The following is a 19,620-nucleotide window of genomic DNA, read 5'->3' on the forward strand; positions in this document are numbered from 1 at the left end:
AGGCCGGTCCGCCGAGTTCCGTCCTGTGCCGTGCTGTGCTGTGTCGTCCCGTGCCGTGCCGTCCTGTTGTGGTCGTCGGCATCGGCGTCCGCCGCTGCCGGGACGGCGCCGAGGATCGTCTCCCAGGTGCCGTCGACCTCCCACCCGGTCAGCCGTTGGTGAGGACGAGGCGAGACGAGGTGAGGGTCAAGCCGCGTCGGTGGGACCGCGAGGCACCCACACGCACCCCGGAGGCCGGTGGCGCGCATGGGGGCCGCTCCCTACGTCGGTGGTCAGACGGGGCGAGGCGCGGAGATGCGGGCCGGGTGACCGGGCCCCAGAAAGGGCACCAGACCGGCGCCCCCGGGTACCGGATCGGTGGCCTGGGTCCAGCCCGTCCGCTCGTAGAAGCCGACGGTGGCCCGGGCATGGACCGAGGTGATCAGCCAGCAGCGGCCATCGGCCTGGTCCTCGGTCACCGCATCGAGCAGCCGGGCGCCCAGGCCGGTGCCCCGGGCGTGGGCGGCGACCGCCAGTTCGTCGACCTTGCGGGCTCCGCACAGCCACTCGGTGGTGCGCCGCTCGCCCAAAGCGGCGGATATCCGCGGGTAGTTGCGGTCGGCGGGGAACGGGTGCGGAGTGGTCCAGGCGGTCGCCCAGCCGAGGACGGTGTCCCCGTCGAGCGCGAGCGCGGCGGTGAAACCGTGCCGGTCCACATCCGCGGTGAGCCGATCCAGGTAGGCGTCGGCCTGTTCCGGGCCCTCCGACCAGGGCGGGGCGCCGAACGCGTCCACGTAGACGGTACGCAGGCCGGCCGCGTACGACAGCAGGCGAGCCCCCGAGACCCGCTCGACGAACGCGGCCATCAGACGGCTCCCGCCGGGTGCGCGGTACGGGGCGACTCCGCCGCGGAGCGGCACCGCGGGTACGCGTCCCTGGCCAACGCCGCTGCGTGCCCGAGCGGTTTCCCTCCGCGCGAGCCCCGCGCCGGTCTCGCCGCCCGCCGGCTCGGTCCCCGACACCACCGTCCGCCCACAGCACACCCTCCTCTTGGCCAGGTCTTCAAGGCACTTGCCGTATACGCGTAACAACGGCGGAGCGGAGGCCGATTCCCGGCCATCGCGGCGGTCACGCCCGGCGTCGGCAGTCGCGATGCCCCCGCAGGCTCCGGGCGCGTACCGGACCCTCCGCCCCGGTGGGTCGCCGACGGTGGCCGGACGCCCTCGAACGCCACCGGCTCCGGGGGCGGCGCGTGTCCGGCCGCCCTGGCCGGGCACCGGTCCGCACCATGGCCGGGCTCCGCCGGCCACCACACCGCCGGGTGGGCCCCCGGGGGGGGCCATATGCCGGGCGGCACCGCGACCGCCGGACGACGTACCTCCGCCCCCGCGCCTCCCCCCACACGCCCCGGTCACCCCCGCGGCGTGCGCTGCGGCGCGGCGGGCAGCGCCATGCACAGGGCGTTCAGCGCTCCGGCGAAGGCGTGGTCGGGCGGGGTGCCGTAACCGATCACCAGGCCGTCGCGGGCGGGCATGCCGCTGTCCGGATGGCGGAACGGGGCGAGCCCCGCGAGGGCGACACCCAGGCGTCCGGCCGCCCGCAGCGCCTGCTGTTCGGTGCCGGGCGGGAGGTCCAGCACGGCGTGCAGTCCGGCGGCGATGCCGCTGACCGTGATGTGCGGGGCCTGTCGGGCCAGTGTGGTCACCAGCTGGTCGCGCCGACGCCGGTAGGTCTGCCGCATGCGGCGCAGATGGCGGTCGTACGCCCCGCCGGCCAGGAACTCGGCGAGGGTCAGCTGGTCCACCGAGCCGGACCACAGTTCGCGGGAGCCCTTGGCCGCCAGGAGTTCGTCGACGAGGTGGTCGGGCACGGCCATCCAGCCCAGGCGGAGCGCGGGGGTCAGGCTCTTGCTGAGCGAGCCGAGGTAGACGACCCGGTCCGGGTCCAGGCCCTGGACGGCGCCGACCGGTTCGCGGTCGTAGCGGAACTCCCCGTCATAGTCGTCCTCCAGCACCAGCCCGCCGGTGGCGCGCGCCCAGTCGATGACGGCCGCCCGGCGTTCGGGGTGCAGGGGGCCGCCGGTGGGGAACTGGTGGGCGGGGGTGAGAAGGACGGCGCCGGCCCCGGTGCCGGGCAGGGCGCCGACATCGGCGCCGTGCGCGTCCACCGGCAGGGGCACCAGGTCGCGCCCGGCGGCGGTCAGCAGGTCGCGGTGGAAGTCGAGGCCGTAGGCCTCCACCGCCACGGGGCGGCGCAGCACCGTGCCGAGCAGGCTCAGCCCGTGGGCCACACCGGCGCAGATGATGATCCGGTGGGGCGCGGTACGGACCCCGCGGGCGCGCGCGAGGTACTCGGTGAGCTGGGTGCGCAGCTCGATGCGGCCGTGGGGATCGCCCACGCCGAAGGCGTCGTTGGGGGCGGCGGCCATGGCGCGCCGCGCGGCGGCCTGCCATGCGGTCCTCGGGAACGCGGCGGCGTCCGGGGAGGTGGGCATCAGGTCGTGCGCGGGCCGCCGGGGCGGCGGGGCGGAGCGGTGCGTGCGTTCCCGGGGAAGGGGGCGGCTGCGCTGCGCGACGCGGGTTCCGGAGCCCTGGCGCGCGGTCAGCCAGCCTTCCGCGACGAGTTCTCCGTAGGCCGCTCCCACCGTGTTCAGGGCCAGCCCCAGGTCCTTGGCGAGGGCGCGGTACGGGGGCAGCCGGGTGCCGGGGGCCAGCCGGCCGGAGCTGATGGCCTCTCGCAGGGCGTGCATCAGCTGATCGCGTTTGCTCCCCTTTCCGGTGAGGGGCAGATGCAGGTCCGTACCCGGGACCCGGTCGTCACTCGACGGAGAATTGCCCCAATGATCTTCCATGGAAATGCACCATACCAAGGGGCTAATCGGCTCCTAGTGTTCTTGGCATGACAGCAGTCGAGATCCCCCAGCGGATGAACTTCACCACCGTCGCCCCGAAGGTCTTCAAGGCCGTGCTCGCTCTGGACGCCGCGGCCCGCCAGGGCCTGGACCCGGTCCTGATCGAACTCGTGCAGATCCGTGCCTCCCAGATCAACCGGTGCGCGTACTGCATCGACTACCACACCGGTGACGCCCGCAAGGGCGGCGAGAGCGAGGACCGGATCTACCAGCTCAGCGCGTGGGAGGAGTCCAGCCTCTACACCGCCGCGGAGCGCGCCGCGCTCGCCCTGACCGAGGCGGTCACCCGGCTTCCGGAGGGCGTGCCGGACGACGTGTACGACGAGGCCGCCCGGCACTTCGGGGAAGAGGAACTGGCGCACCTGATCGCCCTGATCCTCACCGTCAACGCCTGGAACCGCATGAACGTCACCACGCGCAAGACCCCGGGCACCGCGTAGCGACCCGCTCCCCTCCTTCCCGCGGGCGGCGGGCGGCCGCTGTGTGCCGACCGCCGCCCGCGGCATGTCCGCCGCACCCCCGCGCATGCCCCAAGACCGTGCCCGCACCATCCGGAAGGACGGATCGCTCCATGACCGCCGCCGTCTCCCCACCGCTCCCCGCCGGGGAGCGTTCAGCCCTCAAGGGCTGGCTCGCCGTCCTCGCCGTCACACTCGGCATCTTCTCCCTGATGACCTCCGAACTGCTGCCCGTGGGTCTGCTCACCCCGGTCGGCACCGCCCTGGACGTGCCCGAGGGCACCGCCGGGCTCATGGTGACCGTGCCCGGTCTGGTCGCCGCGGTCTCCGCGCCATTGGTGACCGTGGCCACCGGCCGCGTGGACCGCCGTCTCGTCCTGGTCCTGCTCATCGGGGTCGTCGGGGCCGCGAACCTGGCCTCCGCCTTCGCCACCGACTTCGCCCTCGTCCTGGCGGCCCGGGTGCTGATCGGCATCGGCGTGGGCGGCTTCTGGGCGATCGCCGGCGGCATCGCGCTGCGGCTGGTCCCGGAGCGGCAGGTCCCGCGGGCCACCGCCGTCATCTTCGGCGGCGTCGAGACGGCGTCCGTCCTCGGCGTCCCGACCGGCACGCTGCTGGGTGATCTCAGCGGCTGGCGGGTCGCGTTCGCGGCCGTGGGGTCGCTGGGGCTGCTGGCGATGGTCTGCATGGTCTTCCTGCTGCCCGAGCTGCCGCCGGAGCGCACCCTCACCCTGGCCGACCTGCCCCGGGTGCTGCGGACCGAGACCGCCGTGCGCACGGGCCTCACGATGACCTTCCTGGTGATCACGGGCCACTTCCTCGCGTACACCTTCGTACGCCCCGTCCTGGACGGCCGCGGCGTGGACGACGACCTCACCAGCGTGCTGCTGCTCGTCTTCGGCGCGGCCGGGATCTGCGGCAACTTCCTCGCCGGCGCCCTCGTCCGCACACGGATGCGGCAGACCGTCGTCGGCATCGGCGCCACCCTGGCCGTCGCGATGGCGCTGCTCGCCGTGGTGCCCGACGGCCCGGTGGGCTCGGCCGCGCTGCTGGTGCTGTGGGGACTCGGCTACGGGGCGGTGCCGGTCACCCTCCAGACCTGGATCATGCGCGCGGCACCCACCGCCGCGGAAGCCGCGTCCTCGCTGTTCGTGACCGTGTTCAACCTGTCGATCGCACTCGGCGCGCTGTTCGGCGGCTGGGCCGTCGACTCCCTCGCCATGACGAGCGTCCTGTGGATCGGCTCCGGGCTCGCCCTGCTCACGCTGGTGACGGTCCGCCGCCCGGCGACGTAGCGCCTCGGGACCCCGCCGGGGGCAGGGGCGTTGACGGCGAGGTCGATCGCTGGTCCAGGCCGCACCACACCTCGCCGGCGTCCCCATCCGGACCCGACACCGGCCGAAGGGGAACCTGGCCGGTGGCGCGGTCGGTGGAGCGCGGCCACCGCTCGTGTCCGGCGATGCCGACGCCGCCGCCGGCGACGCCCGTGATGAGCGCCTGGTGGACGGCTGCCCGCTCCCGCGCCGACACCGGGAGCGGGCGGGTGGTGTCGCGGGAGGCGCCGGCTTCCTTCCGCACGGTCACTCGGGTCCGCAGCCGGGCCTGGTGCCCGTCGTCCCAGTCGCGGAGGCTCGACGGCACCGGCCCCTGGTGGCCGTGGCCGGCGTACCGGTACACGGTGAGGCACAGACACGCGAAGAAGGCGGTCGTGAGGATCCGGCCCACGTCGTGCAGCAGCACCCCGGCCACCAGGACCGCGCCGAACACGAAGCCCGCCTTCAGCAACCCGCCGCGGAGGCTCGCGCGGTCGGCCGGGAGCCACTTGCGCGGGCTGCGGAGCGGCGGTCGGTAGGCCGCGCCCAGCCGCACGGCTCGGGGCAACCGGGCGGCGTAGGCCGCCAGGGACAGCGCGGGCAGGTGCCAGGCGAGCGTCACGGCCATGGACGGTCGGGTCCAGCCCCACACGAGCCAGGCCGCCGGGACCGTCACCACTCCCCAGGCCCCCAGCCACAGCGTGACACGGACGGCCGCCCCCCAGCGGGCGGCGGGGGTGAGCCGACGGGCCTCGCAGGCGGCCCACTGACGCTCGTGTTCGGCGCGGGCCGCCGCGAGCGCGCGGTCCTCCTCCGCACGGGCCGCCCGTTCGGCCCGCCGCTCCGCGTCGACCGCGGCGTAGGCGGCGAAGTCGGTGCGCACGAGCTGCCCGACGGGGGACCCGGGGTCGCCGCCCCGCTCACACAAGCGGTCGTACCATGCGACTCGCCCCGCGGCGGGCGGCGTCAGCCGCCCGAAGGCGGTGCGGATCCATTCCCCGGTACGGGGATCGGGCAGCAGTGCGGCCAGCAGCATGCCGCGGGCGTCGCCATCGGCCCATTCCCGGGCCCGGTCCGGCAGATCGACCGGTCCGGCCGCCCGCCGCCAGGACCGCCAGGCGTCGTCCCATGCCTGCTGCGTCCCGCGCAGGCCGCGCAGTTCGGTGAAGTCGGCCAGCGCCTCCAGCAGTCCGCCCGCGCGGAGGTCCCGGTAGACCTCCGCCGCCGGGCCGTCGGTGTCCAGGCGGCCGCGCAGGCACGCCGTGGCCAGCGACTCCAGGGTCACCCGGGTCCCCTTCCAGACCGCCTCCCCGTCCGGGTCGAGCCAGCCCAGCAGGTGCAGGACCTTCAGGTCGGGCGTCACCTCCGGGTCCGTCAGCCGGCGGTCGATCAGCTCCCGACGCGCTTCGACATCGTCGGTGAAGGGGTCGTCGAACTGCTGCAACCAGGTGAGCAGGTCGCGTCGGCCGGTGGTGGGCCCGGGCGGTGTGCCGCCCGCGCGGTCGAAGAACTGCTGCCGGGCGGTGGTCCAGTGCGCGCGTATGGTCGCCGCCAGTTCCCGCGGTGCGGAGTGCAGCGTCCCGGCCAGGACGAGCGGCTTCCTCGTCCGGGTGGCCGACGACAGTGCGTCGACCGGCGGCGCGGTCCCGGCATGGCGGGTGAAGGCGGCGACGAAGGACGCGTCGTCGAGCAGGGTCGCGCCCTTGACCGCTTCCAGCCGCCGGTGCCGCCAGTTGCCGGGTGCCTCCGTCACCACGCCCAGCAGCAGCCCCTGGGCGAAGAGCGCGGCCCCCGACATGCCCTCCCACGGTGACCTGCCGCCCGCCGGTTCCGGCGCGACGTCCTTGACGTCCAGGACGTACCGGTAGCGGACGATGCCCGAGCCGGGGCGCAGCGCGCACTCGATGTGCTCGAGGTCCACGCCGCGGGTCCGGTCGTGCTGGGCGCGGGGGAAGCCCATGGCCTGGCAGCCGCCGAGGGGCGAGTCGTCCGTCAGACGCGCCCAGCGCACCGGGGGCAGTCGTGCGGCGGTCTCCGGCCGGACGAGGTCCTCGGCGGAGACGAGCAGGGCGGCGTCGCACACCCCCGCTCCCCGCCACACCACCCGGGCGCGCCGGGTGCCCGTTCCGCCGACCACCGTCACCCGTGCGTCGGGCTCGTCCCGGACGACGTGTGCCGCGGTGAGGAGAAGCCGCGGGGTCAGCAGATAGCCGCTGCCCCTGCCGCCGGGAATCTGCACGGCGGCGACGCGGTGGTGCACCGGGCCGGCCGGCCTCCCGGGGAGCGGGGTGCCGTTCACAAGGTGCCGGCCCCGGCGAGACCGGACACGTCACCCTCGTCGTCGGCGGCGATGAGCACCGGCTCTCCGTTGGACCGGACCGGCTCGAGCGTGACCGACACGCGGTGGGTACGCGCCCGGCTCGTCCCGGCGTCGGTCTCCCCGGAGACGACGAACGCGCGTATGCCGCCCCGTGCACGGGCGTCCTTCCGCAGCTCGACGGTGAACTCCAGCTCGATCGGCCCCACCTTGAAGGAGACGTCGCTGCCAGCGCCCTGGGCGGCGGCACTCATCAACTCGTCACGCACCGCCTGCACCGCCTCGGCGAGCTCCATGTCCGCGGCCCCCAACGCATCCCCCTCGTACGGTCGTTCGTGTCACCGTTGTGCTGACTCAGCGTAAGGCAGGGGCAACGGCACGGGCCTCGGGGTGCCGGCTCGCCCCGGGCTCCTGGCTCCCGCGGCCCGCCCGGCGGGCGGCCGGCGACCCGGCCGGGTCAGGCCGGACCGCCGGCCCGTCGTATGTGCAGGTGGCCGTCCCTGGGGAAGGGAGGCTGCGCCGGAAGGACCTGGTGGAACAGGTAGCCGGTCTTCTCCGCGACCCGGCACGAGGCGAGGTTGTCGATCTGGTGGAGCAGGTCGAGGCGTTTCAGGCCTTCGACCGCGAAGGCGTCGAAGGCCCAGTGAGTGAGCGCCTCGAGGGCACGCGGGGCCACCCCCCGGCCTCGGGCGTGGGCCGCCGTCCAGTAGCCGACCTCTGCGGATGCCGGGCTACCGGTGCGCTTCAGGACCACGTTGCCGGCCAGCTCGCCTTCGTCTCCGGAGCGGTCCTCGTACACGGCGAAGCCCAGTCGCTCTCCGCTCTCCCAGCCGCGCCGTTGCAGCTCCAGCCACTCCTCCGCGTCCGCGGTGCTCTCCACGGCGAGCCCCGTCCAATGACGCAACGTGGCATCGCGATAGGCCCCGATCAGCGGGTCCACGTCATCGGCGTGCCAGGGACGCAGCAGGAGCGCGGAGGCGGACGGGGTGGCGTCCACCCGCAAGATGACCTTCATGGAGACCCTTCCCGGACGGTTCACCTGATCATCCTCCATCCCCTGAGCCCCGGTCCGGGCGGGAGGGCGGTCGGCCGGACACCGTCCGGAGCAATCGATCCGGACGGCGCCAGCGGCCGACCCGGCCGAGTGACCGGCATGAACAGCGGCTCGGCCGGCGGTCGGACGGCCGCCCGCAGCCGGCCGCGGTGTGACCGTGGGGCGCCGACCACACCGGTGGCCGGCGGCGCACCGCCCGTCGTCCGGTCCCGCCGCGGCCTCCCCGCGTGTCGCCGCCCGACCCGTCGAAAACGACGTGTTGACCTCAAGTGCGGTTGAGTTTCTAGGGTCGTCGGCGACGAAAGGAAGTCGCTGTGACGACACTGGTTACGGGTGCCACCGGAAACACCGGCCGGCACGTGGTGGCAGAACTGGTCCGCCGAGGAGAGCGCGTCCGGGCACTGACACGGAATCCGCAGGCGGCCGCGGGCAGGTTCCCGGCCGAGGTGGAGCTCGCGGCCGGCACGCACACCGCTCCGGAGGGGCTGGATGCCGCCCTCGACGGCGTCAGCCGGCTGCACATCACGGTGACGGCGGGCCTGGCCGAGGTCGGCCCCGAACTGGTGCGGCGGGCGGTCGACGCGGGCGTACGGCGCATCACCGTGGTGTGGGGCGGATGGGTGGGGCCGGTCGAGCAGGCCGTGGCGGACTCCGGGGTGGAGTGGACCCGCCTGGAACCGCAGGAGTTCATGTGCAACACGTTGACCTGGGCCGAATCGGTCCGGGCCGAGGGGGTCGTGCGCGAGCCGTACGACTTCCCCAGTGCCCTCGTCCACGAGGCCGACATAGCGGCGGTGGCCGCGGTCGCACTGCTCGACGAGGGCCATGCGGGGCGTGCCTACAACCTCACCGGGCCCGAGGCGCTGACCCCCCGTGAGCGGATCGCCATCCTGTCCCGGGCCGTCGGCCGCGACATCGGATTCGTTCCGATCACGCACGAACAGGCCGTGGACAGGCTGATGGCCACCGGCGTGCCCAAGGCGGATGCCGAGTACGTCGTCGGCTGGTACGCCGCTCCCACCGACGACTCCACCACCGTCGACGGCACCGTCGAGAAGGTGACCGGCCGTCCGGCGCGCACGTTCACCCAGTGGGTCGCCGAGCACGCGGAACGCTTCCAGGCGGTCGGCGCCGCGTCCGTGCAGGCCGGGAACTCCGTGCCGGGACGGTGACGCAGTGCGGGTGGCGGCCGCCGGGCAGGCCGCCACCCCGCCCGTGGCAGCCCGGCCGCGATGGAACGGGGACCTGGCACGGTCCGTCACCGTGGCGTGCCGGGTGGGGCGAGGGCGTGGCACGGTCCGTCACCGTGGCGTGCCGGGTGGGGCGAGGGCCTGGCAGGTCCGTCACCGTCGGCCGCCGGACTCCCACTCCCGGACCTCTGGCCGGGCCCCGGGCGCCGGCAGGGCAGGACACCGGCAGGGCCCGCGGGCGGCACCTTCGCGCCCTCACTCCCTTGGGCCGGTCGGCGCAGGCACGGCGCGCCTCGGCCGTGCGGCCGGCCACCGGTGGAGAATCGATGGGGCCGCGGCCCCGGGACGGGCCGCCGGCAACGCCCCACCGTGCGAAGAGGTCCGGTCATGAGACGGTTCGGCGACGCCCACCCCGCCGCTCGGGTCAAGCTCCGCTCCGGCAGGCGCACCGGCCCGCAGGATCTCGGATGCGGCCGGCGCGCCGGGTACGGGCGCCCCCGTCACGCCGGGGGGCGGCCCCATCCGGCGTCCGGCCGGCGGCCGGCCGACCGGGTCGGCGGCACCCGCGACGCCGGGCGGGCGGCCGCATGACCGCCGCGCCGGGCGGAGGAGCCGCGGGCGGTGGCGCCCGGGACGGAGGCCGCTACGGCGAGGCGGTGTTCCGTCCCGAAGAGTCGGGCGAGGACGAGCGCATCGACCTCGGCGCGCTCGCCTACGACGACATCACCATGGCGCGGCTGCGGGCACTGGGGGCCGGCCCGGGGTGGCACTGCCTCGACGTGGGCGCCGGCACGGGCACGGTCTCCCGCCGGCTGCTGGACGAGGCCGGCGTGGCGAACGTCCTCGCCGTGGACCGCGACGTACGGTTCCTCACCGGACGAACCGCACCCGGGTTCGAGGTGCTGGAGGCCGACATCACCGTTCCGGGCTTCGCCCCCGGCCGGTTCCGGCTCGTCCACGCACGCTTCGTGCTGATGCACCTGCCCGAGCACGCCCGCCTCGTCACGGCACTGGCCGACCTGGTGGCACCCGGCGGTGTGCTGGTGCTCAGCGACGCGGTCGACCTCACGAGTGACCGGGAGCCCGGCACGCCGTACACCGAAGCGATGCGGGCGATGTGGCAGGGGCTGCGGGCCACCATCGGCACCGATGTGAGCTGGGTGCCGTCGTACCCGCGACTGCTGAGCGCGGCGGGGCTCACCCGCGTCGCCGCCGAGATCCAGGTGCCGCCCCTCGTCCCGGGCAGCCCCATCAGCCGCTTCTGGGCGGACACCTGGGAGCGGAGCAGAGCGGCGATGCTCGCCACCGGCCTGGTCGACGACGAAGCCGTCGACGCGGCGGTCCGGTACCTGGACTCCGACGAGTGCGCCGCCCTGTCGGCCGGCATGCTCACCGTCTGGGGCTGGAAACCCGGGGATGCCGTGCGCTGACCCGGGCGGGCATGCCGGCGACGGTACGCCGGCCGCCGGGCCGGCCACCGGAACGGAGCCGGGGCGTCCGTGCCGGTGCCGGTGAGCCGGTCCAGCAGCCGATCCGCCGACTCGGCCGGCCGACGGTGGCCACGGGAACCGGACCGGGCGGACCGAGGCGCTGCCCCGGCACGGGCACGGGCACAGGCGGGGATGCCCGGGGCCGGCGCCGCGTTGTCAGGGGAAGCGGAGAGGATGGCAGCCATGACGATCGGAACAGCCTGGCTCGCCGACCCCCGGTGCATCGCGTTCGGGGGGTACCGCGTGGTGCTCGCCCGCGGCCTCTCCGCTGACGAACTCGCCGGCCGCCTCGCCGCGGCCGTGCTGTACGACGCCGAGCACATCGCCGTGGCGGTCGGGGAGCACACCGGAGAGTCCCTTCTGCGGCTCATGGACGAGACATACGGCGATCCCTCGGACGGCATCGGCCTGCGCCTGGGTCACACCGGCGACTGGTCCTACGCGGTGGCCTACGGCGGCTGGCCCGGCGAGTTCGGCCCGCCGGCACCGCTGTCGGAGGGCGGAGCGCACGTCTGCGTCCTGGAGTACGAGGAGGAGAACGGCAAGCCGGTCCCGCCGGACTTCGCGTACTTCCACGACGGCCGGCTCCTGAGCGGCTGCAATCTGCACCTGGACGCCTCGTGGGGCTACCGGGGAGTCGACGGCGACCCGGCGACGGCCGCCCGCCTGCAGGAACTGCTGACCGCCGCCGGCCTGCCGGATCCGGACCGGGACCGCGGGGATGTGCACCGCACCGCGCTGAGCGTCCTGGACGGCTTCTTCGGGTTCGCGCTGCCGCGAGACGAGATCGTGACGGGCACCCTGCCGGCCGTCCTGCTGGAACCGGCGTAGCCTCGGGAGGCCGCCCGCGCGGCCCGCTCACACCACCGGGGCGGCGGCCCGGCCACGTCGGAGGAGGCCCTACCGGCCTCCTGGTTCCTCCGACGCCGCCGCCGGCTGCGGCGCGGTCCAGCTGGTGAGGAGCCGGAGGGCCTGGGCGGTGCCGGAGGACGGCTCGACGTTGTAGACGCACAGGGTCTGTTCGGCGTCGCCGGGGGCCTGGAAGGACTCGTACGCGAAGGACAGCTCGCCGACCAGGGGGTGGTGGTATCGCTTCGTACCGTGCGTGCGGCGCAGCACCCGGTGGTCGTTCCACCAGGCCGGGAACTCCGGTGACTTCAGGGTGAGTTCGCCGATGAGGTCGGCGAGCCGGCGGTCGTCGGGGTGGCGTCCGGCCTCCAGGCGGAGGATGGCGACGGTCTCGGCGGCGATCCGTTCCCAGTCGCCGACGCGGTCGCGGGCCTCGGGGTCCAGCAGGTAGTAGCGGGCCAGGTTCCGCCGGGTCGCGGGCAGGGCGTCGAAGTCGGTCAGGACTTCCCGGGCCAGGCGGTTGGACGCCAGGACGTCGGTGCGCCGGCCGAGGATGAAGGCGGGTACGTGGTCGAGGGTCTGCAGCATCAGGTGCAGTCCGGGGCGCACGCGCTGCGGGCCCGCGGGGGTTCGCCGGGCCGGGGCGGGGCGCGCCAGGAGATCGGTGAGGTGCTCGCGCTCGGCCGCGTCCAGCTGCAGGGCGCGGCCCAGGGCGTGGAGGACTTCGGGCGAGGGGTTCTGCGCACGGCCCTGCTCGAGCCGGGTGTAGTACTCGGTACTCACCCCGGCCAGGCGGGCCGCCTCGTCACGGCGCAGGCCGGGCACTCGGCGGATCCGGCCGTCGGCGGGCAGTCCGGCCTGGTCGGGGGTGATCCGGGCCCGGCGGGTGCGCAGGAAATCGGCGAGCTCGCGACTACGGTCATCCATACCCCCAGTGTGGCGGGCGGGGGCCGGGCACGCGGGGCGCCAGGTGGTACTGCCAGTACCTGCCTCGCGGAGACCTGCCTGCTCAGGGCCCGTTGTGACGTCCCGTGAGACGTCCGCGGGTGGTGTTGTTGTGAGGGGGCCGGCGGCGGCAGGCCGCAGACCCGGCCCCCTCACCCCACCCACCTCGAAAGGTTTTCCCATGCCCACGCAGACCTCTGCCCGTCCCCTCACCGGTCGCGTCGCGGTCGTCACCGGTGCCTCCAGCGGCATCGGTGAGGCTTCGGCCGAGCACCTGGCCGCACTGGGCGCCCGCGTCGTCGTCCTGGCGCGGCGTGCCGAGCGGCTGGACGACCTGGTCGCCCGGATCGAGAAGGACGGCGGTACGGCGCTCGCCCTGGAAGTCGACGTGACCGACGCCGCAGCCGTGCGGGCGGCCGCGGACCGGGTGGCGGCCCAGGCCGGTGGTGCCGACCTGCTGTTCAACAACGCGGGTGTCATGCTCCCGGCCCCGGTCGAGGAACTGGCCACCGACCAGTGGCAGCGGCAGATCGACCTGAACATCACCGGACTGATGAACGTCATCGGCGCGTTCACGCCGCAGTTGGTGAAAGCGGCCGCGGAGCGGGGCGTGGCCGACCTGGTCAACACGTCCTCGATCGCCGCGCAGAACATCTTCCCGAACTTCGCCGTCTACTCCGCGACCAAGGCGTACGTCACCCATCTCTCCCGGCACCTGCGAGTCGAACTGGGGGCGAAGGACGTCCGGGTCTCGGCGATCGAGCCGGGCATCGTCGGCACCGAGTTGCAGAGTCATGTCACCGACGCGGGGGCGCTGGAGTGGCTGGAGGGCTCCAGGGAGACCGTGGAGTGGCTGACGCCCCAGGACGTCGCGCGGACCGTCGGCTTTCTCGCGAGCCTCCCCCCGCGGGTCAACCTCCAGCAGGTCACCATCATGCCCACCCGCCAGCTCGGCTGAGGTGCCCCCCCCACCGTCGGTGAACGGCCGGGGCCGGCGCGGCGCCGGCCCCGGTCCGTTCGCCGGGCGCCGGCCCGGGCGAGGCCCGGCCGGCGGTGGCGAGCCGCGGGGTCCGCGACTCCGCCCGACGCGACCCTCGCCTTGGTCCCGGTGATCGCGACAGCGGGTGGCGCGGCGGCTCCGTAGGGTTCGAGTGCCGGTGCGCGGCCCCGGACGGCGGGAAGGGCCCTTGTCCGTCCCGCTGATCGCCTACGTCATCGGCGCGCGATCGCCTCCGTGATGGGCGCCGTCCGCCCGTCCACCGGCCGGTGGTGTCAGCAACCGGCGGAACGCCGAACGCCGACGGATACCGCCCTGGTTCGCGATGCCGCGGTGGAGCGGCCGGTGACGCGCGATGCGGGGCCAACGGTCCGGGCGTAACCTGGAGAGGGCCGGGAAGCGGATGCCTCACCCGCGCGCCGTGGGCAGGGGTCGTCCCTGATCGCCACAGGCTGCGAAGCGAGCCGATCATGCTGGAAGTTGAACTTGACACTTTCTCAGCCGTGTCCAGCCCCCGATGGTTCCTGACGACCCGGGCGGAGCGGGAGCTGACGGATCGGGTCGAGGCGGACACGGACCAGCCGTCCCCCGTCACGTCCGTGGTCGAGCCGTCGGGGCTCGGGTACCGCGGTTTCACCGTGCGTACGGTGAAACCGGGCGACGGTGCCCGGGCGGCATGGCGGTCGGGGGTGCCCCGGCATCGGCCGTCTCCCCGTACGCCGGATGACCGCCGGGGGTTGGGTCGTCCGGCGCCATCCCCGGAACCGCGTCGAGGCGCCTCCCGACCCCGGTGTCCCGCTGTACCCGGAGTTCACCGGCTGGTTCCACCAGAGGAAGGCGACCGCCTCGGTCGCCTGACCGGTCGCCGCGGAACGGGCCCCGCCGGCCGACGGGCGCCGGGGCGGCGCGCAGCGGGCTGAACCGTCCATGGCGTGAGCACCGGAGGACGACCGTCACCACGCATGAGGGGATGTCATGTCAAGCGTTATCAACTATCGCAGCAACGCGATCGTCGAACTCCTGGAGTCGCCTGCCGAAGAGCGCGACGAGCCGTGGCTGAAGCAGTCGCTGCAGCAGGCCATCATGCTGGAACTCGCCACGCTCCCGCCCTACTTGTGCGGGCTCTGGTCGATCGAGGAGCCGGACCAGGAGTCGGAGGCCTTTCGGACGATCCACGCGATCGTCTTCGACGAGATGTCGCACATGGCCCTGGCCTGCAACATGCTCACCACCATCGGGGGTGAGCCGCGCATCGCCGACGAGAGCCTGGTGCCGAAGTATCCGGGGCCGCTTCCCGGTGGTGTGCGGCCCGGGCTGACGGTTTCCCTGACCGGGCTGACCAAGCAGGCGCTCGACATGTACTCCGGCATCGAGCGGCCTGACGACCCCGTGGCCGAGGACCAGGAGGAGCACACGTCCATCGGTGCCTTCTACACGGCGATCCTCGAGGCGTTCCGCGCCCAACCGGACTTGATCAGCGGCACCCGGCAGCTGACCAGGGACATGTCGTCCCACGGTGAGGGGAATGACGTGGTCGCCCTCGGCTCACTCGCCGATGTCGAAGCGGCGGTGAAGATCATCAAGGAACAGGGGGAAGGCACCACCGTGTCGCCGGAGAACCCCTTCCCGGGCAACACCGGGGAACTTGCCCATTTCTACTCGTTCCGGGAGATCTTCCACGGACGCAAGCTGATCCGCGCGTTCGACGATCCACCGCGATTCGACTTCCAGGGTGCCGAGGTGCCGATGCCCAGGGCCCTGCCGATGGGAACGGTACCGGCGGGCGGCTGGGCCGCGGGCGGGGTGCCGGTCCCCGACGACGTCCGCCAGGACCTCGACACCTTCAACCGCCACTACAGTTCGCTGCTCCGGTTCCTGGAGCGCGCCTGGCAGGCGGACCAGCCCGGCACGGCGGCGCAGATGCTGAACCGTGCGGTCGGCCAGATGTTCCAGTTGCAAGGACCGGCCCAGGACTTGATGCGCAAGCCGCTGCCCGATGGAGGTGGAAAGACCTACGGTCCGGAGTTCCGATTCGTTCCGGAGGAGCCGTGAGGGGAAGCCGCGGAGGGGCGGGCGCGGCGCCGGCCGGCCCCGCCCACAGCCGCTGACGGCGGTCCCGGCCCGGGCCACCGACGCCCCGCTCCCCCGCCACGGCCGTGCCCCACCGGCCGTCGGCGGCCCATGGGGCAACGGCGAGGCGCGCGGGGGTCACACGCCGGACCGCCGGGTGGCGGTCGTGGCCGGTGCCGCCGCGACGGGGGCCGGGCCGGAGGCGCGGCGCGCGGTGGCCAGGTGCCACAGGAGGGCCAGGGCGGTGACACCCGCGGCCACCGGCCCCAGTTCGGCCGGGGTGAGCCCGAGCCACTCCTGGGCCAGCCCGCCCAGCCCGCCACCGAGGGCGACTCCGAGGTAGAGCGCGGAGGTGTTGAGGCCGAGCAGTACCGGTGCGGCGGCGGGGCTGAGGGAGATGAGCCGGTGCTGCTGCGGGACGACGACGACTCCGGCGGTGGCGCCCCAGACCGCCGCCCAGACCAGGGCCGGCGCGAGGGCACGGGTCGCCGCCGGGGTCAGGACCAGAGCGAGGGTCGCGAGGGCGAGGGTGCCGGTGAGGACGCGAGCGGAGTCGCGCCGGTCGACCAGGCGTCCGGCGACGATGTTCCCGGCCAGCGTGCCGACGCCCCAGGCAAGCAGGATCAGCGTCAGCAGGGACTCGTTGCCGCCGGTGGCGTCCTCCAGGCCGGGGCCGATGTAGGTGTAGAGGGTGTAGGTGCCGAGGAAGGCCAGTGCGGTGACCGCCAGCAGGGCCAGTACCCGGCCTTGCCCGAGGGGGCGCAGGCGGTCGGGCAGCGAGGCGGCGGGGAGCGTCACCCTCGGCAGGCCGGCCATGATGCCGACGGCCGCCAGCAGGCCGGTTCCGGCAACGGCCCACAGGGTGACGTGCCAGTCTGCGCGGCCGATCAGGGTGCCGAGCGGCAGCCCCAGCGCGGTCGCCAGGGTGAGGCCGCCCAGCACGAAGGCCAGCGCCCGGCCGCGGCGCTCGGGCGGCGCGATGGCGGCGGCGGTGCTGGAGGCGGCGGAGGTGATGACGCCCGCTCCCACGGCGGTGACGACACGGGCGGCCATCACCACCCCGTAGCTGGTCCCCAGCGCGGTGACGGCGTTCCCGATCACGAACACGGCCAGGGCGATCAGCAGTGCCTTCCGCCGGTCCAGGCTGCTGGTGAGGGCGCCCATGATCGGCGCCGACAGCGCCATCGTCATCGCGAAGACGGTCACCAACTGGCCGGCGGCCGGGGTGGACACCCCCAGGTCGGCAGCGATCGCGGGCAGCAGGCCCGCGATGACGTAGCCGTCGGTACCGACGGCGAACGTCGCCATGGCCAGGGGGAGGAGTTGTTTGAGCATGGATCGTGCCGCCTTTCCGGAGCACCACGGAGGTGGGTGATCGGCACTGTAGGCGACACATGGATAGCTGTCCATGTATCAATGTTTCGGTAGGCTGGGCCGTAGACCCGCGAAGGACGGAGGGAAGCGATGCGCGAGGTGTCCCAGCCGGCGACCGAAGCGATCCGGATGGTGGAGGTGCTGCGGGCGCTGGCCGATCCGGTGCGCCTGGAGATCGTCCAACGGCTCGCCGTGACCGGCGAGGAGAGCTGCAACGCCATCGGCGGCGACCTCGACGTGCACCAGACGACGCTGTCCCACCACTACCGGGTGCTGCGCGAGGCGGGCGTCACCTGGACCACGGTCAAGGGCCGGTCCCGGCTGGTGCGGCTGCGCCGCGACGACCTGGACGCACTGTTCCCCGGGCTGCTCGACTCGGTCCTCCACGGGGCTCGCCGTACGCCTGCGGCGGCGGGGGGCTGACGCCCGGCGCGACCGCCGGACCGTCCGCCCCCAAGGCGGCGCCCGGCGCCGCGCGCCGCGTGGTCCGCAGGTCCCCCGCGCCGACCGCGGCCGTGAACCGCACACGGCCGCGGTCGGCGGTGTGCCGTCGTGCCCCCGTTACCGCCCCACCGAGGGCGTCGCCCACCCCGGCGGCCGACGCCGGCACTCAGGCGCCGGTGCCCGTCCGGGCGCCGTACTTCCCTCCGCGGGACGCCAGTTCCTTCAGCACGACCGCGGTGCGCCTGGGGACCAGGACCCGCCGGAGGGTGTCGTCGGGCCGGGTGAGCCGGCCCACCGCGTCCCTCCGTCCCAGGGTGACGGCCCGGGCCAGGTACCGCAGGGCGTACGGCTCGGGCCTGCGGCCCTCGGTCAGCCGGGCCAGGGTGTTGGCCGCGTGCGCGGCCTGTCGCGTGGCGAGCGCGCAGGCGAAGCGTGCTCCCGGCACTGCCGCGCAGTCGCCCACGACGAAGACGCGTTCGTCGTCCACGCTGCGCAGGTACCCGTCCACGAGCGCACGGCCCGCCGCGTCGACCGTGAGGCCGCTGCGTGCCGCGAGGTCGGGGACGGCGTTCACGATCGCCCACAGGGTCAGGTCGGAGAGAAGCGCCTCACCCGGCCGAAGGCGCACCAGGCCGTCGGCGGCCTCCGTGACGCCGTCGTCCACGAGGTCCACCCGCAGCCGCTCCAGGCCGGCCCGGACCCGCTGACGGCGGACGCCGGACGGGCCCCCGGGGCGGCCGGGCGGCTGCCGGAGGCCGGTCGCGCCCGCGTCAGTCCCCCTGCGCCCACGCGGCCACCGGGAGCGACAGGTACACCCCCAGAGCGCGCACCCCGGTCGCCGCCCGAACGGCGTCGTGCAGGGCGTCCACCCGCTCCTGACGGTTCGTGGCCCTGCTCTCGGACCACTTCGACCGCACCTCGATCACGACGTCCAGACCACTGCGGTCCAGCGGCCCGAGCCGGCGGAAGCGGATCTCCACATCACCGGGCCGGAGATGCCCGTCGTAGGGCTCCTCGGGACACTCCACCGCCAGCGACACCAAGTGCGGGAGTACCGAACCCAGTTCACGGAGCGTCGACTCCGCGACGTGCGGCGCGTGGGTGACCTCGACGAGTGGCATCGCACCAGCTTATCCACGGCCCCGGCGGCGTGGCCGGGCGGTCCTCGCCGGCGGCCGGCCACAGGGCCGTCGAGCCGGTGGTCCGCCGCGTCCGCCCTGCCGGATCGCGGACCCGCCGGGCCGGACCCGCCGGGCCGGGCTCGTCGTCACCGCCCGCCTGGTGCCGGAGCACGATGACGGCGGCCTCCGGGACGCACGGGGGCGTGTGCCGGACGCGGGCGCGGGGTGTACCCGCCGGGCGGCTCGGCCCGGGGACCACCGATCAGTGCCGGAGGTCTTCCGCCGGCCGCGGCGGGTTCTCCTCCCGGAACGCCTTGGCCTTCTTCAGCAGACGCAGGCCGGTACGGGGTGCTGTCTCCAGCCGCCGCGCGACCTCCGCGCCGGAGAGCTTCGCGCCGGTTTCCTCGGCCTCCACCAGCCAGGCGACCACCTGCCGGAGGCGCTGTTCGGCGGGGGTCGGGTCCTCGGACCCGTAGGACCCGGCCGACGCCCCGCCGCCCGCGGCGACGGCCGTCTCACCGGGGGTGCCTCCCGCCCCGGCCACCGCCGGCCGTCCGGCCGCCTCACCGGTGTCCGCCGGGGAGATCTCCGCGGTGGCCTCCGTGGGTGCGTCATCGGCCTGGCGTGCCTCGTACAGGGCGCGGAGCAGTTCCACTTCGGGCAGTGGCTGGCCGGTGACCGGGTCGGCCACCCCGTAGGAGTGGAACAGGAAGAAGCTCAGCTGGTAGGCGCTGGGAAAGACGCCGTACTGAGCGCTGTACTCCTGGACCGCGGTCACGTAGTCGGCGCCGGCCGGCGCGGCGGACGGCTCGGCAGGGACGCCCGGCCTCGCAGGCGGCCCGGCGGGGACCGGGCCGAGGGCCGGGTGCGGCTTCGCCGGCTGGTCGCCCTCCGGCCTCGCGGGCCGGTGCACGACCTCCGCGGTGGCCACCGGGCCCGCGGTGAGGGCGGGCCGGTCCGCCGACGGTCCGATGCCGGCGGCGGCCAGCCCCGCCTCGGCCGTCTCCGCCAGTGGTACTCCGTACCGGGCCAGCCGCAGTGGCATCAGCGATTCCACCGGTGCCTTGCGCTTCCAGGCCCGGCCGTAGCGGGCGCGCAGCCGTGCCCG

Annotated in this window: 18 protein-coding genes and 1 pseudogene; 9 read left to right on the plus strand and 10 right to left on the minus strand. The window is 74.6% G+C overall.

The features are described from left to right. Window positions 1–272 precede the first annotated feature (272 nt). Together ACH4B3_RS27210 and ACH4B3_RS27215 are read right to left on the minus strand one after the other, a co-directional pair. A complete protein-coding gene (locus tag ACH4B3_RS27210; RefSeq protein ID WP_398467067.1) occupies window positions 273–845 on the minus strand; it encodes a GNAT family N-acetyltransferase in 573 nt (190 codons plus the stop codon). A gap of 545 nt (window positions 846–1,390) precedes the next feature. Further along, window positions 1,391–2,830, minus strand: coding sequence for a PLP-dependent aminotransferase family protein (locus tag ACH4B3_RS27215; RefSeq protein ID WP_398467069.1), 1,440 nt, complete (start codon window positions 2,828–2,830; stop codon window positions 1,391–1,393). 74 nt (window positions 2,831–2,904) lie between these two features. Here ACH4B3_RS27215 and ACH4B3_RS27220 point away from each other — a divergent pair, with 74 nt between their 5' ends. Together ACH4B3_RS27220 and ACH4B3_RS27225 are read left to right on the plus strand one after the other, a co-directional pair. Beyond that, window positions 2,905–3,330, plus strand: coding sequence for a carboxymuconolactone decarboxylase family protein (locus tag ACH4B3_RS27220; RefSeq protein ID WP_398467111.1), 426 nt, complete (start codon window positions 2,905–2,907; stop codon window positions 3,328–3,330). A 131-nt stretch (window positions 3,331–3,461) separates the two neighbouring features. Continuing rightward, on the plus strand, window positions 3,462–4,643 hold the full coding sequence (locus ACH4B3_RS27225; RefSeq protein ID WP_398467071.1) for an MFS transporter: 1,182 nt from the start codon (window positions 3,462–3,464) through the stop codon (window positions 4,641–4,643). Here the strand turns inward: ACH4B3_RS27225 and ACH4B3_RS27230 are convergent. From ACH4B3_RS27230 to ACH4B3_RS27240, 3 genes are all read right to left on the minus strand, one after another. Next, a complete protein-coding gene (locus ACH4B3_RS27230) occupies window positions 4,609–6,921 on the minus strand; it encodes a trypsin-like peptidase domain-containing protein (RefSeq protein ID WP_398467073.1) in 2,313 nt (770 codons plus the stop codon). The two genes, ACH4B3_RS27225 and ACH4B3_RS27230, sit on opposite strands and share 35 nt — an antisense overlap. A 35-nt stretch (window positions 6,922–6,956) precedes the next feature. Continuing rightward, entirely contained in the window at window positions 6,957–7,274 is a 318-nt protein-coding gene (locus ACH4B3_RS27235) for a trypco2 family protein (RefSeq protein ID WP_398467075.1), read from the minus strand. A 161-nt stretch (window positions 7,275–7,435) separates the two neighbouring features. Beyond that, window positions 7,436–7,993, minus strand: a complete 558-nt coding sequence (locus ACH4B3_RS27240; RefSeq protein WP_398467077.1) for a GNAT family N-acetyltransferase — start codon at window positions 7,991–7,993, stop codon at window positions 7,436–7,438. Between the two features lie 353 nt (window positions 7,994–8,346). Here ACH4B3_RS27240 and ACH4B3_RS27245 point away from each other — a divergent pair, with 353 nt between their 5' ends. The 3 genes from ACH4B3_RS27245 (at window position 8,347) to ACH4B3_RS27255 (ending at window position 11,543) form a co-directional block, all read left to right on the plus strand. Further along, entirely contained in the window at window positions 8,347–9,204 is an 858-nt protein-coding gene (locus ACH4B3_RS27245; protein WP_398467079.1) for an NmrA family NAD(P)-binding protein, read from the plus strand. A 605-nt stretch (window positions 9,205–9,809) separates the two neighbouring features. After that, complete coding sequence (locus tag ACH4B3_RS27250; protein ID WP_398467081.1) at window positions 9,810–10,652, plus strand: class I SAM-dependent methyltransferase; 843 nt, start codon at window positions 9,810–9,812, stop codon at window positions 10,650–10,652. Window positions 10,653–10,895: 243 nt separating this feature from the next. Beyond that, the gene (locus tag ACH4B3_RS27255; protein ID WP_398467083.1) at window positions 10,896–11,543 is read left to right on the plus strand and encodes a hypothetical protein; all 648 of its coding nucleotides are present in this window, start codon (window positions 10,896–10,898) and stop codon (window positions 11,541–11,543) included. 69 nt (window positions 11,544–11,612) lie between these two features. Here the strand turns inward: ACH4B3_RS27255 and ACH4B3_RS27260 are convergent, their stop codons facing one another. Beyond that, window positions 11,613–12,488, minus strand: coding sequence for a helix-turn-helix transcriptional regulator (locus ACH4B3_RS27260; RefSeq protein WP_398467085.1), 876 nt, complete (start codon window positions 12,486–12,488; stop codon window positions 11,613–11,615). A gap of 199 nt (window positions 12,489–12,687) precedes the next feature. On the opposite strand from ACH4B3_RS27260, the gene ACH4B3_RS27265 reads away from it, so the two are divergent. The 3 genes from ACH4B3_RS27265 to ACH4B3_RS27275 all read left to right on the plus strand — a co-directional run bounded on the left by ACH4B3_RS27265 (window position 12,688) and on the right by ACH4B3_RS27275 (window position 15,555). Next, complete coding sequence (locus ACH4B3_RS27265; protein WP_398467087.1) at window positions 12,688–13,464, plus strand: SDR family oxidoreductase; 777 nt, start codon at window positions 12,688–12,690, stop codon at window positions 13,462–13,464. Between the two features lie 762 nt (window positions 13,465–14,226). Then, the gene (locus ACH4B3_RS27270; RefSeq protein WP_398467089.1) at window positions 14,227–14,361 is read left to right on the plus strand and encodes a hypothetical protein; all 135 of its coding nucleotides are present in this window, start codon (window positions 14,227–14,229) and stop codon (window positions 14,359–14,361) included. A 117-nt stretch (window positions 14,362–14,478) separates the two neighbouring features. Further along, complete coding sequence (locus ACH4B3_RS27275; protein WP_398467091.1) at window positions 14,479–15,555, plus strand: ferritin-like protein; 1,077 nt, start codon at window positions 14,479–14,481, stop codon at window positions 15,553–15,555. Window positions 15,556–15,711: 156 nt separating this feature from the next. On the opposite strand, the gene ACH4B3_RS27280 is transcribed toward ACH4B3_RS27275, so the two are convergent. Further along, window positions 15,712–16,908 (minus strand): MFS transporter, encoded by a 1,197-nt coding sequence (locus tag ACH4B3_RS27280; RefSeq protein WP_398467093.1) that lies wholly within the window; start codon window positions 16,906–16,908, stop codon window positions 15,712–15,714. 129 nt (window positions 16,909–17,037) lie between these two features. Here ACH4B3_RS27280 and ACH4B3_RS27285 point away from each other — a divergent pair, with 129 nt between their 5' ends. After that, window positions 17,038–17,370, plus strand: coding sequence for an ArsR/SmtB family transcription factor (locus ACH4B3_RS27285; RefSeq protein ID WP_398467095.1), 333 nt, complete (start codon window positions 17,038–17,040; stop codon window positions 17,368–17,370). 187 nt (window positions 17,371–17,557) lie between these two features. On the opposite strand, the gene ACH4B3_RS27290 is transcribed toward ACH4B3_RS27285, so the two are convergent. The 3 genes and pseudogenes from ACH4B3_RS27290 to ACH4B3_RS27300 all read right to left on the minus strand — a co-directional run. Then, entirely contained in the window at window positions 17,558–18,064 is a 507-nt protein-coding gene (locus ACH4B3_RS27290) for an FAD-dependent oxidoreductase (protein ID WP_398467097.1), read from the minus strand. A 97-nt stretch (window positions 18,065–18,161) separates the two neighbouring features. Further along, window positions 18,162–18,512 carry a hypothetical protein gene (locus ACH4B3_RS27295; protein WP_398467099.1) on the minus strand — a complete coding sequence of 117 codons (351 nt, stop codon included), beginning with the start codon at window positions 18,510–18,512 and terminating at the stop codon, window positions 18,162–18,164. A 262-nt stretch (window positions 18,513–18,774) separates the two neighbouring features. Continuing rightward, window positions 18,775–19,620: pseudogene (locus ACH4B3_RS27300) on the minus strand (hypothetical protein); the annotation flags it as partial.

Origin of the sequence: Streptomyces sp. NPDC018031 (assembly GCF_044327625.1) — a bacterium.
Lineage (GTDB): Bacteria > Actinomycetota > Actinomycetes > Streptomycetales > Streptomycetaceae > Streptomyces.